The 22,059-nt window shown below is 59.8% G+C and carries 21 protein-coding genes; 5 read left to right on the forward strand and 16 right to left on the reverse strand.

Translation table 11 applies throughout. The features are described from left to right. Positions 1-60 precede the first annotated feature (60 nt). From ASG19_RS06835 to ASG19_RS06845, 3 genes are read left to right on the forward strand one after another with little or no spacing between them, the layout of a single operon-like run. Complete coding sequence (locus ASG19_RS06835; protein ID WP_062454389.1) at positions 61-855, forward strand: DUF1295 domain-containing protein; 795 nt, start codon at positions 61-63, stop codon at positions 853-855. Positions 856-867: 12 nt separating this feature from the next. After that, on the forward strand, positions 868-1,896 hold the full coding sequence (locus ASG19_RS06840) for a cyclopropane-fatty-acyl-phospholipid synthase family protein (protein WP_062454391.1): 1,029 nt from the start codon (positions 868-870) through the stop codon (positions 1,894-1,896). Positions 1,897-1,915: 19 nt separating this feature from the next. Then, positions 1,916-2,950: a proline racemase family protein gene (locus tag ASG19_RS06845; protein WP_062454394.1), complete on the forward strand. Its 1,035-nt coding sequence runs from the start codon at positions 1,916-1,918 to the stop codon at positions 2,948-2,950. Positions 2,951-2,957: 7 nt separating this feature from the next. Here the strand turns inward: ASG19_RS06845 and ASG19_RS06850 are convergent, their stop codons facing one another. The 6 genes from ASG19_RS06850 to cyoA all read right to left on the reverse strand — a co-directional run bounded on the left by ASG19_RS06850 (position 2,958) and on the right by cyoA (position 9,783). Continuing rightward, complete coding sequence (locus tag ASG19_RS06850) at positions 2,958-4,826, reverse strand: adenine deaminase C-terminal domain-containing protein (protein ID WP_062454396.1); 1,869 nt, start codon at positions 4,824-4,826, stop codon at positions 2,958-2,960. A gap of 33 nt (positions 4,827-4,859) precedes the next feature. After that, on the reverse strand, positions 4,860-5,537 hold the full coding sequence (locus ASG19_RS06855) for an SURF1 family protein (RefSeq protein ID WP_244476117.1): 678 nt from the start codon (positions 5,535-5,537) through the stop codon (positions 4,860-4,862). 85 nt (positions 5,538-5,622) lie between these two features. Next, on the reverse strand, positions 5,623-6,024 hold the full coding sequence (gene cyoD / locus ASG19_RS06860) for a cytochrome o ubiquinol oxidase subunit IV (RefSeq protein WP_062454400.1): 402 nt from the start codon (positions 6,022-6,024) through the stop codon (positions 5,623-5,625). Further along, the gene (cyoC, locus tag ASG19_RS06865; RefSeq protein WP_062454402.1) at positions 6,021-6,641 is read right to left on the reverse strand and encodes a cytochrome o ubiquinol oxidase subunit III; all 621 of its coding nucleotides are present in this window, start codon (positions 6,639-6,641) and stop codon (positions 6,021-6,023) included. The genes cyoD and cyoC overlap by 4 nt, the downstream gene beginning before the upstream one ends. A gap of 5 nt (positions 6,642-6,646) precedes the next feature. After that, positions 6,647-8,650: a cytochrome o ubiquinol oxidase subunit I gene (cyoB, locus tag ASG19_RS06870; protein WP_062454404.1), complete on the reverse strand. Its 2,004-nt coding sequence runs from the start codon at positions 8,648-8,650 to the stop codon at positions 6,647-6,649. A gap of 11 nt (positions 8,651-8,661) precedes the next feature. Continuing rightward, positions 8,662-9,783 carry a ubiquinol oxidase subunit II gene (cyoA, locus tag ASG19_RS06875; RefSeq protein ID WP_244473942.1) on the reverse strand — a complete coding sequence of 374 codons (1,122 nt, stop codon included), beginning with the start codon at positions 9,781-9,783 and terminating at the stop codon, positions 8,662-8,664. Positions 9,784-10,087: 304 nt separating this feature from the next. Here cyoA and ASG19_RS06880 point away from each other — a divergent pair, with 304 nt between their 5' ends. Beyond that, positions 10,088-11,437: an MFS transporter gene (locus tag ASG19_RS06880; protein WP_062454408.1), complete on the forward strand. Its 1,350-nt coding sequence runs from the start codon at positions 10,088-10,090 to the stop codon at positions 11,435-11,437. An 84-nt stretch (positions 11,438-11,521) separates the two neighbouring features. Here ASG19_RS06880 and modC read toward each other — a convergent pair whose 3' ends face one another. The 5 genes from modC to ASG19_RS06900 form a co-directional block, all read right to left on the reverse strand. Beyond that, positions 11,522-12,592 carry a molybdenum ABC transporter ATP-binding protein gene (modC, locus tag ASG19_RS06885; RefSeq protein ID WP_062454410.1) on the reverse strand — a complete coding sequence of 357 codons (1,071 nt, stop codon included), beginning with the start codon at positions 12,590-12,592 and terminating at the stop codon, positions 11,522-11,524. After that, positions 12,589-13,290 carry a molybdate ABC transporter permease subunit gene (gene modB, locus ASG19_RS06890; protein ID WP_062454412.1) on the reverse strand — a complete coding sequence of 234 codons (702 nt, stop codon included), beginning with the start codon at positions 13,288-13,290 and terminating at the stop codon, positions 12,589-12,591. Before modB ends, modC begins: the two co-directional genes overlap by 4 nt. A 48-nt stretch (positions 13,291-13,338) precedes the next feature. Beyond that, positions 13,339-14,082, reverse strand: a complete 744-nt coding sequence (modA, locus tag ASG19_RS06895; protein ID WP_062454414.1) for a molybdate ABC transporter substrate-binding protein — start codon at positions 14,080-14,082, stop codon at positions 13,339-13,341. A gap of 232 nt (positions 14,083-14,314) precedes the next feature. Next, positions 14,315-14,491 (reverse strand): hypothetical protein, encoded by a 177-nt coding sequence (locus tag ASG19_RS24185; protein ID WP_174197375.1) that lies wholly within the window; start codon positions 14,489-14,491, stop codon positions 14,315-14,317. Positions 14,492-14,558: 67 nt separating this feature from the next. Beyond that, a complete protein-coding gene (locus ASG19_RS06900; RefSeq protein WP_062454416.1) occupies positions 14,559-16,151 on the reverse strand; it encodes an isocitrate lyase in 1,593 nt (530 codons plus the stop codon). 117 nt (positions 16,152-16,268) lie between these two features. Here ASG19_RS06900 and ASG19_RS06905 point away from each other — a divergent pair, with 117 nt between their 5' ends. Next, positions 16,269-17,669 carry a short-chain fatty acyl-CoA regulator family protein gene (locus tag ASG19_RS06905; RefSeq protein WP_062454418.1) on the forward strand — a complete coding sequence of 467 codons (1,401 nt, stop codon included), beginning with the start codon at positions 16,269-16,271 and terminating at the stop codon, positions 17,667-17,669. Between the two features lie 213 nt (positions 17,670-17,882). Here the strand turns inward: ASG19_RS06905 and ASG19_RS06910 are convergent, their stop codons facing one another. The 5 genes from ASG19_RS06910 to pcaC form a co-directional block, all read right to left on the reverse strand. Further along, positions 17,883-19,058 carry an ABC transporter substrate-binding protein gene (locus ASG19_RS06910; RefSeq protein ID WP_062454420.1) on the reverse strand — a complete coding sequence of 392 codons (1,176 nt, stop codon included), beginning with the start codon at positions 19,056-19,058 and terminating at the stop codon, positions 17,883-17,885. Positions 19,059-19,170: 112 nt separating this feature from the next. Continuing rightward, entirely contained in the window at positions 19,171-20,241 is a 1,071-nt protein-coding gene (locus ASG19_RS06915) for a 3-carboxy-cis,cis-muconate cycloisomerase (protein ID WP_062454422.1), read from the reverse strand. A gap of 41 nt (positions 20,242-20,282) precedes the next feature. After that, the gene (pcaG, locus tag ASG19_RS06920) at positions 20,283-20,900 is read right to left on the reverse strand and encodes a protocatechuate 3,4-dioxygenase subunit alpha (RefSeq protein WP_062454426.1); all 618 of its coding nucleotides are present in this window, start codon (positions 20,898-20,900) and stop codon (positions 20,283-20,285) included. Positions 20,901-20,902: 2 nt separating this feature from the next. Further along, a complete protein-coding gene (pcaH, locus tag ASG19_RS06925) occupies positions 20,903-21,643 on the reverse strand; it encodes a protocatechuate 3,4-dioxygenase subunit beta (RefSeq protein WP_062454428.1) in 741 nt (246 codons plus the stop codon). Next, positions 21,640-22,059: a 4-carboxymuconolactone decarboxylase gene (pcaC, locus tag ASG19_RS06930; protein ID WP_062454431.1), complete on the reverse strand. Its 420-nt coding sequence runs from the start codon at positions 22,057-22,059 to the stop codon at positions 21,640-21,642. Before pcaC ends, pcaH begins: the two co-directional genes overlap by 4 nt.

Below are 22,059 nucleotides of genomic sequence, written 5' to 3' on the forward strand. Positions count from 1 at the left end.
CTATGTCAGCCGTAGAGGGACACAAAGAACGTGTCGGGCTTTCTACGTTCGAGGAGACCAATGGATTACATTCACCTAATTTTTCTGGCGATAGGCCTGTCGCTGGCCATGGCGATCTCCTGGGCCGTACAGCGCGCGACAGGTGCGAGCGGCTGGATAGACACGATCTGGTCGCTGGCCGTCGGCGTCGGCGGCGTGACTGCGGCCTATCTGGCGGCCGGTCCCGTCGAGCGCCGCGTGACGGCAATCGTCATCGTCGCGGCCTGGTCGCTGAGGCTTGCCTTCCATATTGGCGCCCGCACGCGGCTCGGTGGCGAGGATCCCCGCTACGAAAAGCTTATCAAGGAATGGGGCGATCGCGCTTCCTTCCGCCTGTTCTATTTTCTCCAGATCCAGGCGGTCGCTGCCTTCATTCTTGTGCTTGCAGTCTACTGCGCCGCTTCGAACCCGGCAGAATACCCGCAGGTGGGCGATCTTCTCGCGCTTGCCGTGGCAGCGATTGCCGTTATCGGCGAGATGGTAGCCGACGTTCAGCTCTCGAGATTCCGCAAGACGCCGGAAGCCAAGCGGGAAATCTGCCAGAGGGGGCTGTGGGCCTATTCCCGCCACCCTAACTATTTCTTCGAGTGGCTGTTCTGGTGCAGCTGGCCGCTGATGGCGCTTCCGGCGCTGGGCTTTGCCGCGATCGCGCTTCTCGCACCTGTGATGATGTACTGGCTGCTGGTGCACGTCTCCGGCATTCCGCCGCTTGAGGAACACATGCTGAAATCCCGGGGTGACCAGTTCCGTGCTGTCCAGGCACGCGTCAACGCATTTTTCCCCGGTCCGCGTCGATCCAAACTCTCAACACAATAAGGGAACGCCACGATGAACATGCTGGCCTTTGCCATCAATACGGCTGAACGAGCACCCTTAAGCGATGGCGTGACGCTTGCCGGGATCGACTTTCTATGCGGTCGCACCAAGCGGAAGCTGGCCTCCACGCCGGCAACCGCCGAGGACGCGTTCGCAAGGTCGATGGCCGACTTTCCGATCGCCACCCATACGGATGATGCCAACCGCCAGCATTACGAACTGCCGCCAGAGTTCTTCAGCCTCGCTCTCGGTCCACAGCGAAAATACTCCTGCGCATTGTATCTGGCTGACGATACAACGCTTGCGGAAGCGGAATCCTACGCGCTGGCCGAGACCGTGCGTCACGCGGAACTGAGTGATGGAATGGACATTCTCGAGCTCGGCTGCGGCTGGGGTTCGCTGTCGCTCTACATGGCCCAGCATTTTCCCAATGCCCGGATCACCTCCGTCTCCAACTCGGCCCCGCAGCGTGAGCACATCCTCAGCGAAATCGAGCGGCTGAAGCTCGACAACCTCACCGTCATCACCGCCGACATGAACGACTTTTCGACGGATGAGACCTACGACCGGGTCGTTTCGGTGGAAATGTTCGAACACATGTCGAACTGGCGAGGCCTTATGGAGCGCACAAGAGGCTGGCTGAAGCCCGACGGAAAGCTGTTCCTGCACGTGTTCACCCACAAGGATCGGTCCTACCGGTTCGAGCACGACAACCCAGCTGACTGGATTGCCCACCATTTCTTCACCGGCGGCATCATGCCCGCGCACGACCTGCCGCGGCGTTTCGATGATATTTTCACCGTCGAACAAGACTGGCGCTGGTCGGGTCTCAACTATCGCCGCACCGCGATGCATTGGCTTGAAAATTTCGATCGCGAGATCGGGCAAATCCAGCCGATCCTGAAGGATGTCTACGGCAAGGATGCCTGCCTCTGGCAGCGCCGCTGGCGTCTCTTCTTCCTTGCCACTGCCGGATTGTTCGGCCATGACAAGGGAGAGGTCTGGGGCGTTGGGCATTACCTGATGACACCCAAGCGGTAACATCTGCCGGGGGGTCGCGTTGCGCACATCAAAAGTCATCCACATCGTCAGCTGCCATGCGGAGGGCGAAGTCGGGGATGTCATCGTCGGCGGTGTACTGCCGCCGCCGGGCGATACACTCTGGGACCAGTCCCGCTTCATCGCCCGTGACGAAACGCTGCGCAACTTCGTGCTGAACGAGCCCCGTGGCGGTGTCTTCCGGCACGTGAACCTGCTGGTGCCGCCGAAGGATCCGCGCGCCCAGATGGGCTGGATCATCATGGAGCCCGCCGACACGCCACCGATGTCCGGCTCCAACTCCATCTGTGTTGCGACCGTACTGCTCGACACCGGCATCATTCCCATGACCGAGCCGGTGACACGCATGACGCTCGAAGCGCCAGGCGGCCTGGTCGAGGTCACAGCGGAATGCCGCGACGGCAAGGCCGATCGGATCACGGTGCGCAACGTGCCATCCTTTACAGACAAGCTCGCAGTGTCGCTGGAAGTGGCCGGCTTCGGAACACTCACGGTCGACACAGCCTATGGCGGCGACAGTTTCGTCATCGTCGATGCGGCTTCACTGGGGTTCGAGGTGAAACCCGACGAGGCACGCGAGATTGCAGAAGCGGGCGTGAAGATTACCGCGGCCGCCAATGAGCAGATCGGCTTTACCCATCCGGACAATGCCGGCTGGGACCACATTTCCTTCTGCCAGATTGTAACTCCCCTCACCCGGGAAAACGGCGTGCTGAGCGGTGCAAACGCCGTCGTCATCCAGCCGGGCAAGATCGACAGGTCTCCCACCGGTACGGGCTGCTCGGCGCGCATGGCGGTTCTCCATGCGCGTGGCGAGATGGCAATCGGCGAGACCTATATCGGCCGCTCGATCATCGGTTCGGAATTCCACTGCCGTATCGAGTCGACGACGCGTGTCGGTGATCGCGAGGCAATCTATCCGCTGATCTCCGGCCGCGCCTGGATTACCGGAACGCATCAATTGATGCTGGATCCGTCGGACCCTTGGCCGGGCGGTTACCGTCTTTCGGATACCTGGCCGAAGCTCGGAAGGTGAAGCGGCGTCAAAAAACGACCGGATGGGTTTTGCCGGTCTGGACGTTGACGAGCCCCTCCGGCGCGTAATCGCTCGGGGCGACCAGCACCCAGCGCCAGGGTGCACAGGTGAGCGTCGCAAAGGCGAGACGCTCCGGGAAGCCTGCAGACCAGCGCGGATGGAAGCTCGGCTCGAACATCCACTCGACCTTTTCGCCCTCTGCATAGAGCACCTGCATCTCCTCATGCAGAGCGTCCGCCGACCGGCAGCTCATCAGCCCCGCCACCTCGTAGCGAACCCGCGCGACGACCTTTCCATCGCGAACCAATGCCCAGCCACCATCATTGGCAGCGACGGCGTTGACAGCTGCGGCCATCGCTTCGTCCGATGAGCCGACGCACCAGATATTGTGCTTGTCATGTGCCATGGAGCAGGCAAGCGCCGTATCCGGCGTCCGCGGCCCGCAGCCAAGCCAGAACATTTTCGACACCGCTCCCTTGCCCGAGAACCGGTCGATGATCGAGAACTTGGTGATGTTGCGATCGGCATCGCGCTGGACGAGCCCGTCTTCGACAGGAAGTTCGAAGGTCAGGAAATCATCCGTCCAGTGAAACGGTCGCAGCACCGCAGCCGTCATTGTCTGGCGGCCGGGGTGAGCGGCAATCGCGAAATCTGCGGCCGTCAGCTCACGGCCGATATTGATTGTCTTCGTTGCCCAGTCCGGCCAGTCGATTTTGGGCACCTCGGGCAGATAGCGCTTGCCATCAGAAACCTGGATGCCATCGGCCCAGACCTTGGCGATCTCGAATTTCTCAACGTCGGACAGAAGCACGATATCGGCATAACGTCCCGGCGCGATCGTGCCCACCCAGGGCGTCAGGCGCATGTGACGGGCCGGATTGATGGTCACACACTGGATGGCGATCTCGGGCGCAAGGCCTGCCTCGATGGCGAGGCGAACATTGTAATCGGTGGCGCCGAGTTTCAGAGTATCGGAGGCGCTGCGATCGTCGGTCGTCAGCGCGATCTGCGACCAGTCGGCGAGGCCCTTCTCGAGGAGACCGGCGATAACCTCCGGCAAACTGTGCGGGCGCAGTTCCATGAACAGGCCGCGGGTCAGCTTGTCCCAGAACTCCTCGACCGTCCAGGCTTCGTGATCCGATGCCAGACCGGCCGCGGCGAAAGCGTTGATCGTTGGGATGTCGCGAATGCCCGCCGCGTGACCTTCAACGACTCCGCGCTTCTCGAACGTTGCTCGGATCATGCCCCAGAGGCGGTCGTAGGAAGGGCTGGTTCTGTCCCACACGCCCGGCCAGTCCATCACCTCGTCGAGGCCCGCAACCATCAGGCTTTCGGACATGAACTGCTTTTGCTCGTCATAACCGAGATACCCGCCGCCATGCTCGTAACCGGTGGGCGGCACGGCCGATCCGGGCAGCGGGAAGATCTTGAGCGGCGAGCCGGCGGTGCGGGCCTTCAGCCAGAATTCAAGCGTCTTTGCGCCGTTGACGTTCGAAAACTCATGGCTTGCCTCACAGGTCCAGGTATTGCCGCGGGGAAGAACGAGTGCTGCTTCCCATTCCGGTGTCAAATGCGAGCTTTCGATATGCTTGTGCACCTCTCCAAGCCCTGGAATGGCAGCCAGATCGGGTTCATGCACCCGGTGAGCGACGGTGCCCGGATAGGATCCCGCATCGCCGACATAGGCAATGCGGCGGCCCTTGATGATGATTTCCTGATTCGTGCGCCATGTCCGCGTGCTGACATCGAGCAGCCGGCCTACCCGGAGCGCCGTATCGGCTGGCAACTTGCCAAGTGCGACGAGCGTCAATTCCTGGCGAACCGCGATCTCGACATCAGAATCGAGGCCAATATCGTTGATGGCGGGAGTATCCAAGGCGCGTTCTCCTCAAGATGAAATCGTTGCGGATCAACCGGCCGCGCGCTGCAAGCGTCCGAAGAAGATCGCAGCACCGAGAGACATGATTGCGAGCGCAAACCAGGTCAGTGCGTAACTCAGATGACTGTTGGGAAATTGGATGACGGTCAGGCCGCCAACCGGATAGCCACCCGGGTTCGACGTTGCGTCCGCATCGATGAAATAGGGCATGACGCCCTGAAGACCGCGCGACGCGCTGATCGCTGCGACATCGCGCGAATACCAACGCTCGTTGCCCGGATCGTTCTCCCGCAGGAAGCCGCCGCCGGGTTCGGAGAGGCGGACAAGACCTGTGACGGCGGCTTCGCCGACGGTCTGGCTTTCAACCCGGGTTGAGGGATCCCTGCGGTCAGGGGGCACGAAGCCGCGATTGATCAGGATCGTCCTGCCGTCTTCAAGCTTCAGCGGCGTCACGACCCAGTATCCGGGCCCGAGCTTCGTCACGGCCTGAACCAGCGCTTCCTTCGTGTGATCGAAGGACCCGGAGATGGCGACGTGGAGATATTCGATATCGTCAGGTGACTGGCCGGCTGCCGGAGGTGCCACCGGCGTTGCATGCACACGGGCGTCGACCCTTGCGATAAGATCGAGCTTCCATATCAGGCGTTGCACCTGCCAGGATCCGAGCGCCACGAAAATCAGCGTCGCGAAGACCAGAAACGCCCGCATGATATGGGAGCGAGAACGGGAAAGTGGCGCGGAATGACCCGCGCCACTTTGATTGGTGTCTGTCTCAACCGGTCTCATGACCGCCTCAAGGCATGTTCTTCATCATCTCCGGCGACATGACCATCATGTTTGCATTGAGATGGTGCATGACCCAGAGCGAGCCGGAGAGAGCGATGACCACGATGACGATCGTGAAGATCAGTGCCATCGCCGTCCAGCCGCCTTCGGACTTGGTGTTCATGTGCAGGAAGTAGATCATGTGCACAACGATCTGGATGACGCCGAAGATCATAACCAGAGCGCCGGTGACAGCCTTGTTGTCGAAGACGTCGCCCATCACAAGCCAGAACGGTATCGCCGTCAGGATCACCGACAGGATGAAGCCGGTCGTATAGCTTTTCAGCGAACCGTGGCTCGCCTCGTGCCCGTGGCTATGGGCGTGATGCGCGGCGTGCGCATCTTCGTGCGCGGGTGCTTTGTCGGTCATCCGAGGACTCCCATGAGGTAAACGACGGAGAAGACGCCGATCCAGATGACGTCGAGGAAGTGCCAGAACATCGACAGGCACATCAGGCGACGGCGGTTTTCCGGGATCAGGCCATGCTTGGAAACCTGCACCATCAGCGTGACCAACCAGATGATACCGAAGGTAACGTGCAGACCGTGGGTTCCGACCAGCGTGAAGAACGCCGACAGGAACGCAGAGCGCTGCGGACCGGCACCTTCGTGCAGGAGATGGCTGAATTCGTAGAGCTCGATGCCCAGGAAGGCGAGACCGAACACGCCGGTCACGCCCAGCCAGAACAGCGTCTCCGCCTTGGCGCCACGCTCCATCTGAAGCATCGCGAACCCGTAGGTGATCGACGAGAACAGCAGCATCGCGGTGTTGAGCGCGACGAGCGGCAGGTCGAACAGATCCGCCGGTGATGGTCCGGCCGCATAATTGCGGCCGACGACAGCGTAGGTGGCGAACAGGATCGCGAAGATCAGGCAGTCGCTCATCAGGTAGAGCCAGAACCCAAGATTGGTGCTGTTCTCCGGATGATGATCTTCTTCCAGGTAGAATTGCGGGTTTTCCGCCGTCTCTGTTTTAGAAGCACTCATGGTTATCACACCTGCCTAGCGAGCAGTTCGGTCCGCTTGTTCTCTTCCGCGACAACGTCGTCCGCCGGAATGTAGTAGTCGCGGTTGTAGTTGAACGTATGGACGATCGACACAACGATGATGGCGATGAAGGACAGGGCAGCAAGCCACCACATGTACCAGATCAGGCCGAAGGCGAGTGCCACGCTGATGCCGGAGAGGATCGCGCCGGTGCCGGTGTTCTTCGGCATGTGGATCGGCTTGAAACCCTGAAGAGGACGCGCATAACCGCGGTTCTTCATGTCGTACCAGCTGTCGTGATCGTGGACCACCGGAGTGAAGGCGAAGTTGTAGTCCGGTGGCGGCGACGATGTCGACCATTCCAGAGTACGGCCGTGCCATGGGTCGCCCGTTTCGTCCCTCAGTTCATCACGCTTCCAGACGCTGACGCCGATCTGGATGATGAATGAGGCGATACCGATGGCAATCATACCTGCACCGCAGGCTGCGATGATGAACCAGATCTGCAGCGACGGATCTTCGAACTGCGATACGCGGCGGGTGACGCCCATCAGGCCAAGAACGTAGAGCGGCATGAAGGCGAAGTAGAAGCCGACGAACCAGAACCAGAACGATACCTTGCCCCAGAATTGGTTCAGCTTGAAGCCGAACGCCTTCGGGAACCAGTAGTTCACGCCTGCGAGAAGGCCGAACAGCACGCCGCCGATGATGACGTTGTGGAAGTGGGCGATCAGGAACAGGGAGTTGTGGAGCACGAAGTCGGCAGGCGGAACAGCCAGCATGACGCCGGTCATACCACCGATGGCAAACGTCACCATGAAGCCGACCGTCCAGAGCATCGGGACGTCGTAGCGAATACGACCGCGATACATCGTGAACAGCCAGTTGAACATCTTCGCGCCCGTCGGGATCGAGATGATCATCGTGGTGATGCCGAAGAAGGCGTTGACCGAAGCACCCGAACCCATCGTGAAGAAGTGGTGCAGCCACACGAGGTAGGACAGGATCATGATCACGCAGGTCGCGTAGACCATCGAGGCATAGCCGAACAGGCGCTTGCCGGAGAAGGTCGCAACGATTTCCGAGAAGATCCCGAAGACCGGAAGGATCAGGATGTAGACTTCCGGGTGACCCCAGATCCAGATCAGGTTCACGTACATCATCGGGTTACCGCCGAGGTCGTTCGTGAAGAAGTTGGTGCCGACGTAACGGTCAAGCGACAGCAGCACGAGGGTTGCGGTCAGGATCGGGAACGAGGCAACGATCAGGATGTTGGTGCAGAGTGCCGTCCAGGTGAAGATCGGCATCTTCATGAAGGACATGCCGGGAGCACGCATCTTCACGATTGTCGCGATCAGGTTGATACCCGACAACGTCGTGCCGACGCCCGCCACCTGCAGACCCCAGATGTAATAATCCACCCCGACGCCCGGGCTGTAATCGGCGCCCGACAGTGGCGGATAGGCCAGCCAGCCGGTACGTGCGAACTCGCCGATGAACAGCGAGATCATGATGATGATCGCACCGGCCGTCGTCATCCAGAACGAGAAGTTGTTCAGGAACGGGAACGAGACGTCACGCGCGCCGATCTGCAGCGGCACGATATAGTTCATGAAACCGGTAACGAAGGGCATCGCCACGAAGAAGATCATGATCACGCCATGGGCGGTGAAGATCTGGTCGTAGTGGTGAGAGTTGAGGTAGCCCTCGTTGCCGTTGAAGGCGATGGCCTGCTGTACACGCATCATGATGGCGTCGGCAAAGCCGCGGAACAGCATGATGATGGCCAGCACGATGTACATGATGCCGATTTTCTTGTGATCGACACTGCAAACCCAGTCGCGCCAGAATGGCCCCCAGAGCTTGAAGTAGGTCATGAGACCCACCACGCCGATGCCGCCCAGACACACGGCCGCAAACGTCACGATCAGGATCGGTTCGTGAAACGGCAGTGATTCGAAGGACAACCTTCCGAAGATAAACTTCAGGATGTCAGGATTGGAAAACATGGGACAACCCGTTAATTGTTGATCTGCGCAGGCGCCGGATCGGCGTCGCCATTGTTCGTGTCCGGCATCGAGTGGTTGCCGTGACCTTGCTCATTGTGCGGCTGTTCATCGCTCTTGGCAGGTGTGCCAGTCGCGGGGAAAGTCGCGGCGTTTGTACCTTCCGCATCTCCGATACGACGATTGTCATACTGAAGTTTCGCGCGGTTCTCGTGGCTCTCGGTGCCGGCACCACCCATCATGTCGATATGCATCATTTCGTTCATGCACATCTTGCCCGGTTCGGCACACATGTTGAGGATCGCGCTGTAGAGATCCTTGTCGGCCGCCGCAAAGTAGCGGATCGGCTCACGCTCGGACGGCTTCTCAAGCTTCAGATAGGCATCGCGGTTGAGTGCGGTACCCTGCTGCTTGACCTTTGCGATCCAGCCGTCGAAGCCTTCGGCCGTGTAGCCGTGGAACTTGAAGCGCATGTGCGAGAACCCGGCACCGCTGTAGTTTGCCGAAAGTCCCTCGAACTCGCCTTCCTTGTTGATGACGGCGTGCAGCTTGGTCTGCATCCCCGGCATCGCGTAGATCTGGCCGGCGAGCGCCGGAATGTAGAACGAGTTCATCACCGAGCTCGATGTGATCTCGAACGTGATCGGGCGATCGACCGGTGCGGCCATCTCGTTGACCGTGGCGATGCCGTATTCCGGATAGAAGAACAGCCACTTCCAGTCGAGCGCCACGACTTGAACCGTCAGAGGCCGCGTTTCGGCGGGAACCGGACGTTCCGCATCGAGGCGGTCGAGAGGACGATACGGGTCGAGACGGTGGGTGCTGATCCAGGTGATCGCACCGAGCGCCACAATGATCGCCAGCGGCGCGGCCCAGATAACCACTTCGAGCCGTGTCGAGTGATGCCATTCCGGATCGTATTTTGCTGTGGTGTTCGCATGACGATAGTGCCAGGCGAAGTAGAGCGTGAGAAACACGACCGGCACGATGATCAGCAGCATCAGAACGGTCGAGACGATAATCAGATCTGCCTGCTGCCTGGCGATATCGCCTGATGGCGACATCACGACGAGATTGCAGCCCGAAAGGGTGGCCAAAAGCGGCAGCAAAGCGATTTGGATGAGACGTTTCAACATTGGGAACATTGGTCTGCTCGAAACTTTCGATGTGTCCAGTCGGCCTAACGGAGCAAGCAACTGATCTCCATGAGGTGTTTCGTCGCAGTGCAATAACTTTTTCGCGCTGCAATGCAAGCGGGGTGTGTGGATTGATGATGGTCGTTGCAAAAACATCAACTCCGCCTCAATGTCCATCTGTTGCCATGGGTGCCTCAGAAAACACCAAAATCCGCCCAAAATATGCTTTTTGCGCGACGTCTTGATTGACAGCTGGTACGCCCGACATTCTCATGTGGAAACAGACGTGCAGGAGAACACATTCATGAGCCAACTTGCCAATCCTACATCCACAGAGATGGAACGGGATGCCCGGCAGATCCACGACGACAAGCCGGTCGAACCGAGCAATATTGCTATCGGGGTCGTCATCGGCAGAATGTCGGAATTTTTCGACTTCTTCGTGTACGGCCTTGCCTCGGTCCTGGTTTTTCCTCGGGTGGTCTTTCCGTTTGCCGGAGACCCGGTCACCGCCACGCTTTACTCGTTTGCGATCTTCTCGCTCGCGTTCATCGCGCGTCCTGTTGGCTCGGTGGTCTTCATGTGGGTCGACCGTACCTATGGACGCGGCACGAAGCTGACGATTGCCCTTCTCGTGCTCGGTGGCTCGACGGCCTCGATCGCCTTCCTGCCCGGCTATGAGACGATCGGATACTGGTCGCCGGCTCTGCTGGCGCTGTTCCGTCTGGGCCAGGGTTTTGCGCTGGGTGGAGCCTGGGACGGTCTTGCATCGCTGCTGGCACTGAATGCACCCCCGAACCGCCGCGGCCTTTACGCGATGATCCCGCAGCTCGGCGCGCCATTCGGGTTTGCGCTCGCGAGCGTCCTGTTCGGCTATTTCGTCTTCAATCTCTCCGACGCCGACTTCCTGAGCTGGGGCTGGCGCTATCCGTTCTTCGTCGCGTTTGCCATCAACGTTGTGGCCCTGTTTGCTCGTCTGCGCATTGTTGCATCGAAAGAGTTCGGCGATGCGCTCGAAGCCCACGAATTGCAGGCAAAGCCGGTTCTGGAAGTGCTGCGCGTTCACGGGGGCGACGTCGTTCTCGGCGCCTTTGCCCCGCTTGCAAGCTTCGCGATGTTCCACCTTGTAACGATCTTCCCGCTGAGCTGGGTGACACTTTTCGGTGGCCAGAGCGCCGGGAAATTCCTGTTCGTCCAGGTCATCGGTGCTTTGCTCGGACTCGTGACGGTCGTGATCTCCGGTCTTCTTGCAGACAGGATCGGTCGTCGCCGCCAGTTGATCATTGGTGCGGTGATCATCGCCATCTTCAGCTTTACGGCGCCGTTCCTGCTGAATGCGGGCGGTACCGGCCAGGATGCATTCATCATCATCGGCTTTGCCATCCTCGGCCTTTCCTTTGGTCAGGCCTCCGGTTCGGTTTCGTCGCGCTTCAGCCAGCCTTACCGTTACACCGGTTCGGCCCTGACCTCCGACCTCGCATGGTTGGTCGGCGCAGGTTTTGCGCCACTGACCGCGCTCGGTCTCGCGAGCCAGTTCGGCATCATCTTCATCGGCGGATACCTGATTTCGGGTGCCATCTGCACGATCGTCGCCCTGATGCTCAGCCGTGCACCTGACAGGTCCGCCGACAGCCCGCAGGGTGTCGCGACCTGATCGAAGGGGTTAAAGCCGATAGACAGACTAAAAGGGTCAGCCAGCGCTGGCCCTTTTTATTTCGGGCACGGCGTACACGGCTAATTACCGTGCCAGGGTGACGGTCTTGATCACCGCATAGACGGGAAGTCCGGCTTGAAGTGCAAGACGCTCAACCGACAGGCCGGTGATCCGGGCAAGCACCACGTCTTCGCCACACCGGATCTTGACGCGCACCATGCCCTCCCCTTCGGCATCCATCTGGGCGATCTGCCCTTCCAGAATGTTGAGGGCGCTCAGCCCTTCGGGCTTCCTGGTGGCGAGCATCACATCTCGCCCCGGCACATGGAGCCTGACGCTCTGTCCAACCTGCGCCCGCGCGTTCGAAACGACGAGAACTTCGGACGAAAGCCGCACAGTCGCCAAGCCATGCGCCGAATCGATCGCTTCGACGGTTCCGGAAAGCACCACGCCGGCTTCGCGGCGCTCTGTGGCCAGTACTTGGCTGCCGGACAGCACGTCCGACGGTGTGCCTGATATCTCCACCCGACCGTCGCTCATCATCACGACGCGGTCCGAGAGCCTCGCCACTTCCGCGACCGAATGGCTGACATAGACGATGGGCATCGCGGTCTCATCGCGCATCCGCTCCAGATAGGGCAGGATTTCGGCCTTTCGCTCGTCGTCGAGCGCTGCGAGTGGTTCGTCCATCAGGAGCAGTCTTGGTGACGACAAAAGCGCTCGGCCGATCGCCACGCGCTGCTTTTCGCCACCGGAAAGGTTGCCCGGCCGGCGGTCGAGGAGCGGACCGATGCCGAGCAGTTCGACAACATGCGAGATATTCTCGACCTGCGCTGACTTGGGCGCGAACCATTTTCCGTAAAGAAGGTTCTGACGGACGCTTAGATGCGGGAAGAGCCGTGCTTCCTGGAAGACATATCCGAAGCGACGCCTGTGCATTGGCACGAAGATGCCACGTTCGGTATCCAGCAAGACATCGCCGTCAATCTCGATCCGTCCGCGCTGCGGTTTGGAGAGGCCGGCAATGGCGCGCACCAGCGATGTCTTTCCGGATCCCGAGCGGCCGAACAGCGCCGTCACGCCGCCTGTCGAGGTGAAGGATGCGTCGAGCACGAAGCTCTTGAACGACTGCCGCACGTCCACGATCATCGTCATTCGACCGCCACCTTGCGTCCGACCAGATAGGCCATGAATTCGGACGCGAGCAGCGCCGCAAACGAGATCGCGATCGCCACGATGGTAAGACGCATGGCGCCGACATCACCGCCGGGAACCTGCGTGAACGTGTAGATCGCTGCCGACAGCGTCTGCGTTTCGCTGGGGATATTGGATACGAATGTGATCGTCGCACCGAATTCACCCATGGCCTTTGCGAAGGCGAGAATCATGCCGGCGATAATGCCGGGAAGAATGAGCGGCAGGGTAATGGTGAGGAAGACCCAGAGGGGACTGGCGCCAAGCGTGCCGGCCGCCTCCTCCAGCTTCCGATCCACAGTTTCGATCGACAATCGGATCGAGCGGACCATCAGGGGAAATCCCATCACCCCGCAGGCAAGGGCGGCACCCGTCCAGCGAAAGGAGAGGACGATGCCGAGATAATCCGCGAGGAACGAGCCCACCACGCCACGTCTGCCGAAGACGATGAGCAACAGGAATCCGGTCACAACAGGCGGCAGGATCAGCGGCAAAAGCACGATGCCGTTGAGGATCGATTTGCCCCAGAATTTTCCGCGCGCCAAGACATAGGCGACGAGAATGCCGAGCGGAAGGCTGACAAGGACGGCCACGCTCGAGACCCGAAGGCTCAGGCGCACCGCCGTCCATTCCTCCTCGCTGAGTACCAACCAGTCCAACGCTGCTTCCCTTCAGACATCAGCCCAAGGGGCCCAAGTCAAACTGGCTTACTTCAGAACCGTAAAGCCTTCCTTTTCGAAGAAAGGCGCGGCTTTGGCGGACTTCAGGTAATCGAGATAACCCGCGGCATCCGGCGATTTTGAATCCGAGAGAATCGCAATCGGGTAGATAATCGGCGCGTGGCTGTCCGCAGGGAAGGTTCCAACCACCGCGACACCCGGATCGGCAGCGGCATCGGTTGCATAGACGATGCCGTAAGGCGCTTCGCCGCGCGACACCAGCGCGAGCGCTGCCCTCACACTTTCGGCACCGGCGACGCTTTTTTCGACCGACGACCAGATGCCGAGCTTTTCCAGCGCCGACTTTGCGTATTTGCCCGCAGGAACCGAATTCGGCTCACCCATGGCAAGCTTGCCGCCGTTCAGAAGCCGGGCAAGGTCGAGACCCCTGATGATATCGACCGGTGCGGCATTCTCTTTGGGCGCGACCAGCACGATTTGATTTCCGAGCCAGTTGGACTTTGTGTCTTCCTTCACCAGAGCCTTGTCGGACAGATAGTTCATCCAGTCGAGATCCGCGGAGATGAACACGTCTGCCGGCGCACCGCTTTCGATCTGCTTGGCGAGCGCCGAGCTTGCCGCATAGGAGGCTGTCACCGGCTTGCCATAGGCCTTGTTGGCAGCGTCGAGCGCATTCTTCATGCTGGCTGCAGCAAACACCGTCACCTTCTCATCCGCCGCGGCCGGAGCAGCCAGCAAGGCGAGAGACAAGGAGGCTGCGAGGACGGTCATCAACCCTTGAAAAACATAGGAACGTCGAGTCTTACCATTCATCCAATCGCGCTCCCAGGCATAAGCAAGATATCCATCTCGATATATCGCACGCGGAATTTTTGCCAAGGGATATATTCCGCGAAATATCTCGCTGGGTAAGCCAATCCAGAACGCTCCACAGCAATCGGCCCCAAGCACCAGCATCGAGTGCCGCACCGATGGTCTTAATCACCGGTGCTGCTTTGCGGGTTCAAACAACGCGACCGAGCCGGTGGTACAGGTTCGAGTATTTTACCGCCTCCGGCTGCTCCTTGATTTCCTGCAAATAGTGACTGATCGCGACCCGGATGAGTTCGAAGTCCTGGTTTGAGAAGACGGCTCTCGATCGTTCGGGTTGTGACGTCTTGGTCTCAGTATTTGTCGACATTTCAGCTCCTCCGTTGAAAGTGTACCTCGAAGGAGCATCGCTCCTTCGAGGCGTATGATCCTGCAGCTCAAGCTGCAAACTGGTTCATCGTATTGTGCTCTCCAGCCGCCTTCAGCGCCGCATCGCCACCAAAATATTCCTTGTGATCGTCGCCCAGATCCGAACCGGCCATATTCTGGTGCTTCACCGCTGCGATCCCCTGGCGAATTTCCTGCCGCTGAACGCCGGCGACGTAGCCAAGCATTCCCTGATCGCCGAAGTACTCCTTCGCAAGATTGTCGGTCGAAAGAGCGGCCGTGTGGTAGGTCGGCAGGGTGATCAGATGATGGAAGATGCCTGCTCGCTTTGCTGCGTCACGCTGAAATGTCCGGATGCGCTCATCAGCTTCTTTGCCGAGTTCCGTACCGTCGTAGTCGACGCTCATGAGCTTCGCACGGTCATACTCCGAAACGTCCCTACCCTGCTCGACCCACGCGTCAAAGACCTGTTGCCGAAAGTTCAGCGTCCAGTTGAAGGAAGGCGAGTTGTTATAGACGAGCTTCGCGTTCGGAACGACATCGCGGATGCGGTCGACCATCCCGGCGATCTGCTCGATGTGCGGTTTCTCGGTCTCGATCCAGAGAAGGTCCGCGCCGTTCTGAAGCGCATTGATGCAATCGAGCACGCAACGATCGGCACCCGTGCCGGGTCGGAACTGGTAGAGGTTCGAGCGGAGGCGCTTGGGACGAAGAACCTTGTCGCCACGGGTCAGCAGGACGTCACCGTTCGATCGCTGGCCCGCGCCGACCTCTTCGCAATCCAGAAACGAATTGTACTGGTCGCCGATATCGCCTTCGGAGACCGAAAAGGCGATCTGTTTGGTCAACCCCGCACCCAGTGAATCCGTGCGAGCCACGATGACGCCGTCGTCCACTCCCATCTCGAGAAAGGCGTAGCGCAACGCACGGATCTTCGCGACAAAGTCTTCATGAGGGACGGTAACTTTACCATCCTGATGGCCACACTGCTTCTCGTCGGAGACCTGGTTTTCGATCTGAAGAGCGCAGGCCCCTGCCTCGATCATTTTCTTGGCGAGCAGGTAGGTCGCTTCGGCATTGCCGAACCCGGCATCAATATCGGCTATGACCGGGACGACGTGCGTTTGGAAATCATCGATCGCGGAGGTAAGCTGCCGTTCCTTGACAGCATCGCCTGCCTCCCGGGCTTTGTCGATTTGCCGGAATAGGTCACCAAGTTCACGAGCATCGGCTTGCCGCAGGAACGTGTAAAGCTCGTTGATCAATGCCGGTACAGTCGTCTTCTCGTGCATCGACTGGTCTGGCAGAGGCCCGAATTCCGAGCGCAATGCGGCGACCATCCAGCCGGAGAGGTAAAGGTATCGCCGCTCCGTGCTTTTAAAATGCTTTTTGATCGATATGATCTTCTGCTGACCGATGAACCCATGCCAGCACCCGAGCGACTGCGTGTACTTGGACGGGTCGTTATCATACGCGTCCATGTCTCGCCGCATGACCTTGGCGGTGTATTTGGCGATGTCGAGGCCGGTCTTGAACCGGTTCTGAAGCCTCATCCTCGCAACGGCCTCGGGTGTCATTCCAGTCCAGCATTCATTCCCACCTATCAGGTGCTCGGCTTCTTCGAGTAGTTTTTGATACGACATGAGACCCTCCAATGTTTCTGTCCATGGGACGATAACAGCCGGTAAGGCCATGGCGAGCCACACTGAAGTCAAGCTGTCAAACTTTACAGAAGTTCTTCGAAATGCTGTAATGCTTGTATGGATAATCGTGTTTACCTTGGGCCGCGCTTGCGAAGACTTCGCCGGGACTTGGGCCTGAAGCAGGTAGAGATGGCGAGCGACCTCGACATCTCGCCATCCTATGTCGCGCTGATGGAACGCAATCAGCGCCCGGTGACAGCTGAAATACTGCTGCGCCTCGCCAAGGCGTATAAGATCGATTTTAGCGAATTTACCGCTGACTCAGGCCAGGATCTTGTCGCGCAGTTACGGCTTGCAGCACGAGACGCGATCTTCACTGACATCGATTTGAATGCGGTCGATATCGCGGATATCGCACACAGCTTTCCCGGGTTTGCTGAAGCGCTGCTGCGACTTTACACGGCATACAAAGAGGAGCAGTTCGCTTTAGCCGACCGGCGCCAACACACGACAAACGACGGACGCCCGTTTGAAGGGGATTCCATCGCCGCCGTCAGAAGCTTTCTAGCCGCCCGAAAGAACTTCTTCCCGATTTTGGACACGCTGTCGGAAAAGCTGGCGGGCCGGGTAAGCCAAGGCGGCGGTTTGCCAGCCTTCCTCCAGAACGAGCACGGGTTTAAAGTCCGAAGGCTTCCCACAGAGGTGATGTCAGGATCCCTCCGGCGACTTGACTGGCATCGCAAGGAACTGCTGCTCAACGAAGCTCTGGATCATTCAAGCCAGAATTTCCAGATGGCGCAGCAGCTCGCCTACCTCGAGTTTGAGAACGAGATTGCAAGCACCGTTGCCGAAGGGAATTTCGAATCGCAGAATTCGGAGCGGCTTGCTCATCGAGCTATCGCTGCCTATTGCGCGGGGGCAATCCTGATGCCGTATGCTGCCTTTGCCAAAGCTGTGGAGGCTCGCCGATACGATCTAGACTCATTAGCTCGTTTCTTCGGGACGAGCTTCGAGCAGACTGCGCACCGGCTCACGACGCTCCAGAAGCCCGGACACGAGAGAGTTCCCTTCTTCTTCATAAAGGTCGACGTTGCCGGAAACGTCTCCAAGAGACTGAACAGCGGCGCCTTTCCCTTTGCACGACACGGCGGCGGCTGTCCGTTGTGGACGGTCCATCAGGTGTTTACCTCTCCAAGGCGGGTCGTGACACAATGGATGGAGCTGCCTGATGGCCAAAGGTTCTTCTCGATAGCTCGAACCGTGCACTCGGGCGGTGGCAGCCACGGCCTTCCGAGCGTCGACCGCGCGATCGCGATCGTCTGTGAGGCTCGATATGCAGACCGGCTTGTCTACGCCTCAGAGCACCCTCAGACACATAATCCGACGCCTATCGGCATTGCGTGCCAGCTCTGTCAGCGCACAGAATGCACTTCTCGTGCCGAACCGCCGATTGGACGGCAGGTACTTCCGGACAACTATCGGAGGACGGAGGCTCCGTTTGGGTTCTCCGACGCGTAGCCCGACTTAGGACGCGTACGATGCGCTCTACATGAGTAAGAAGGGTAATGGCGCTTTGCAAACTAACGGATGCTGCGAACGTGTCGGCGAGCCGGGCATCCTAACTCGAAGGCTTTCCAACCCTGCTGAACACGGGTTCAGCAGGGCCGTTTTGACAATTGGGTTGGTCTTGCAAACCCATTGACAGGCCGGAGCAGCACTCAGCCGGAACGCCTACTTCTTGGCGAAGGCCAGACCCGGATCGCCCTGTTTCTCGAAGGTCTGGATTTCCTTGTTGAAGTATTTGCCGTCTGCGCCTTTCTCGACGCTGCGCAGATAGATGTTCTGGGTGATGTGCCGGCTGGTAGGATCGATCGTCACGGGTCCACGCGGACTGGTCCATGACAGGCCTTTGACGGCCTCGACGGCCTTGGCCGCATCCTGCTTGCCGCCGGTTGCCTCGATCATTTTTGCGATGACATGCATGCCATCGAATGCGCCGACGGCCGGGAAGGAAAGTTCGGCAGGGTTGCCGATCGCCTTTTGCGCTGCTTCGACGAAAGCCTTGTTTTCGGCCGAGTCATGCGAGACCGCGTAGTGGAAACTGGTGGTGAGGCCAAGGCCGGCTTCGCCCAGAGCCGGCAGATCGGATTCCTGCGTCAGATCGCCCGTTGCGAAGAACTTGATGCCTGCTGCCTTGAGACCGGTGTCGTTATAGGCCTTCACGAAGGCAAGCGTCGGCGGGCCGGATGGCAGGAAGGTGAACAGCGCCTGCGCGCCGGAATCCTTGATCCGCTGCATCAACGGTGCGAAATCCGTTGTCGAAAGCGGCATCCGGATGGATTCGACAACCTGCCCGCCCTCTTTCTCGAACGCTGTTTTGAAAGCCGTCTCGGCATCGGCGCCTGGGCCGTAATCGCTGACCAGCGTGATCGTCTTGGTAACGCCGCCGTCCTTGGCGACCTTGGCGAGCGGCGTGGCCGTCTGCCAGGTGGTAAACGAGGTGCGCACCACATAAGGGCTCGCGTTCACGATTGCGGACGTGGCGGCGTTCATGACAACCATCGGCACATTGCCCTGCTGCAGCATGGGGGCCGCCGCCATCGCGTCTGGCGTGAAATAATATCCGGCGAGATACTGGACCTTCTCGCGAACGATCAGCTCCTGCGACATCGCTTTGGACTTGGCGGGATCGGCGGTCGGCACGTCGCGATAGACCACCTCGATCTCGTTATCGCCAACCTTCTTGCCGTTCAGGGCAAAGAAGGCATCGATACCGGCTTTGAAGTTTTTTCCCTGCAGCGCGAATGGGCCCGAGAAGGGACCGACGACGCCGACCTTGATGGTCTCGGCATAGCTGGCTCCCGACATCAAGGTCAGTGCGAAAACAGTTGAAATCAGCGTCTTCATTAGGCTCTCCCGTGCCATGTGTCGCATCGCCTCCCGATGTAACGTTGCGAGAAGATTGCATGCGGTGCTGCAATGTAAAACCGAAATCGGCGTGTCAGCCGATTGCTATCCGTCAAATATCGCGCGGGGCATCGCGGCCGAGCTCGGTGATGTTGAAAGCGAGCTCGCCGGCCAGCCGCAGGCCCGCACCCGCCGCCATCACGATATGCGGCAGGACCAGCCATTCCAGCGTCCAGGCAGCGCCCGAGCGCTCCTGCTCGTGGACCATGGCCAGTTGCATGCCGGAAAGCTGGACCGCAGTGTAGCGCGAAAGAGCGACAAGCGCTTCGGCCGCCACCGGGTTCTGCTTGTGCGCCATGGCCGATGAGGCACCACCGCCAGACAGTGTTATCTCGCCCCCCATTTGCGCGAGAAGAGCGATATCCTGTCCGAATTTGCCGAGGCTTCCAGAAATTGTCGCAAGGATGCCGGCGAACTCGGCAAGCCTTCCTCTCTGGCTCTGCCATTGCGGCGCATCGGCAAGGCCGAGCTCGGCGGCCATCATGGCGCGCACTTGAGCCGCGTGATCACCCAGTTTTTCCAGCGTGCCGACGGCACCGCCAAACTGCAGCGCAAAGCCATCCTCGGCAAAGGCGGCAAGTAGATGTTTCTGGCGGATAAGCGGATGGCGCCAGGCATCCACGCGGTCCGATACCTTGATCGGCAAGGCCGCCTGCATGCGCGTATGCCCCATCATCGCGCGGGAACCGTGCGCCCGGTCAACTTCACCGAACCGCTCGGCCAGATCCTGCAGTCGCCCCGACAGAAGCGCGGCGACCGATTTCAGGCGCAGCATCAGAGCCGTGTCGATAACGTCCTGGCTGGTCGCGCCGAAATGGACATGCGGCGCCGCCTCCCCACCGATCGCACTCCGCAGCTGTCGGACCAACTCCGGAACGACGACACCGTCTCTGGCTGTCGCCTGCTTCAACTTGGCCATATCGGGCGAAAACGACGCGCATGCCGCAGCGATCGCCTGCGCGGATGCATCCGGTATCAGACCACTTTTTGCCTGCGCGGTGGCGAGAGCCGCTTCGAAGGCCAGCATCGCCGTGATCTCGGCCTCTGGAGACAGAAGCCTTGAGACCTCCTCATCGCCGAGCAGACCGGACAGGAAGGGATGTTCGAATGCGGAAACGCTCATGCCGGAATTGTCACCTTGCTGGTCTTTCTCGAAAGTAGCCGTCAGATATCGAAGAATATCGTTTCCTTGTCACCCTGGAGATGGATGTCGAAGCGAACCGTATCACCGTCCCGCTGCCCGATCAGGGTCGGCACCCGCACGCGATGCTCGATGCGGGCAAGGACCGGATCCTCCGCATTGGCGGTTTCCTCGTCGGAGAAATACATTCGCGTCTGCAGGCCAAGATTGATGCCACGCGCCACGATCCAGAACGTGACATGAGGCGCCATCAGCCGGCCGTCCCGGAACGGCACCCGCCCGGGCTTGATCGTTTCGAACGCGAACTCGCCGGTTGCCATATCGCCGGGACAACGGCCCCACCCCAGGAAATTGGGATCGGCTGCACCGCGCGTTTCCGACGGGCTGTTGTAGATCCCGTCCGCGTCGGCCTGCCAGATCTCGATCAGCGCATCCTTCAGCGGTGCGCCGGCACCGTCATAGACAAAACCCCTGATGGTGATCCGTTCGCCCTTGGTCTTGTCGCTGGCCATCGGCCCGGACCCAAGATCTTGGTCGTAGATGCCTTCAAGGCCTGCGAAATTCGGCGTGCAACCGATATGCACGTAAGGCCCGGCGGTCTGGGATGGCGTTTCTTTGAGGTAGTTCAGCGGCTGCGCCATGATCAATTGCCTTCCAGACGATTTTCGAAAAGGGTCGAGCGGCGCCCGCGCAGGATGATATCAAACTTGTAGGCCCGCAGATCGTGCGGGATCGAGGCATTCATGTCGAGCGGTGCGATCAGGCTTTCGATCGCGTGCCGGTCCGGGATCGTCTTGACGATCGGGCAGAGCCAGATCATCGGATCGCCCTCGAAATACATCTGGGTGATCAGGCGCTGGGCAAAACCGTGCCCGAATACCGAGAAATGGATGTGCGCCGGACGCCAGTCGTTGACGCCGTTCGGCCAGGGGTAAGGACCGGGCTTTATCGTCCGGAAACAGTAATAGCCCTCTGCATCCGCGATCGCCCGGCCGAAACCGCCGAAATTGGGATCGAGCGGTGCAAGATAGCTTTCCTTCTTGTGGCGATAGCGTCCGCCGGCATTGGCCTGCCAGAATTCGACGAGAGCCCCCGCAACGCCCCTGCCCCGTTCATCGAGCACACGGCCATAGACCATGATGCGCTCGCCGATCGCGGATTCACCGGGCTTGGCGTAGTTGACGATCAGGTCGTTATCGAATTCGCCGAGAATGTTGTGACCGAACACCGGCCCGGTGATTTCGCTGCGCGTGCCTTCGAGCGAGATCAGCGCCCGCTGCGGCGAGCGCAAGACCGAGGTCTTGTAGCCGGGCGTGTATGCCGGAGGGTGCCTCTCCCGGTCTCGGGCAAAGAAGGGTGTCGTTTCTGGTGGTGCGTTGCTCATTTCTGCTCCTCCGCAGCAGGCTTTGCCGCATCGATTTCGGCATAGGTGGCCTTGGCGATCTTGAAAGCATGGTTGGCGGCGGGCACGCCTGCGTAGATCGCCACATGCATCAGCGCCTCGCAGATATCCTCGCGCGTCGCTCCCGTATTGGCCGTGGCGCGGATATGCATCGCCACCTCTTCATCATGGCCGAGTGCGGCCAGAAGCGCGATCGTCACCATCGACCGTTCGCGCTTCGACCATTGCTCGCGAGACCAGACGGAGCCCCAGGCGCCTTCGGTGATCAACTGCTGGAACGGCTGGTCGAACGGCGTCTCGTTGGCAAGAGCGCGGTCCACATGCGCCTCGCCAAGAACCGAGCGACGCGTCGCCAGTCCCTGATTGTAGCGTTCCGACGGGATGGAAGCTTCTGCCAT

Source organism: Rhizobium sp. Leaf306, from assembly GCF_001423425.1.
GTDB lineage: Bacteria > Pseudomonadota > Alphaproteobacteria > Rhizobiales > Rhizobiaceae > Neorhizobium > Neorhizobium soli.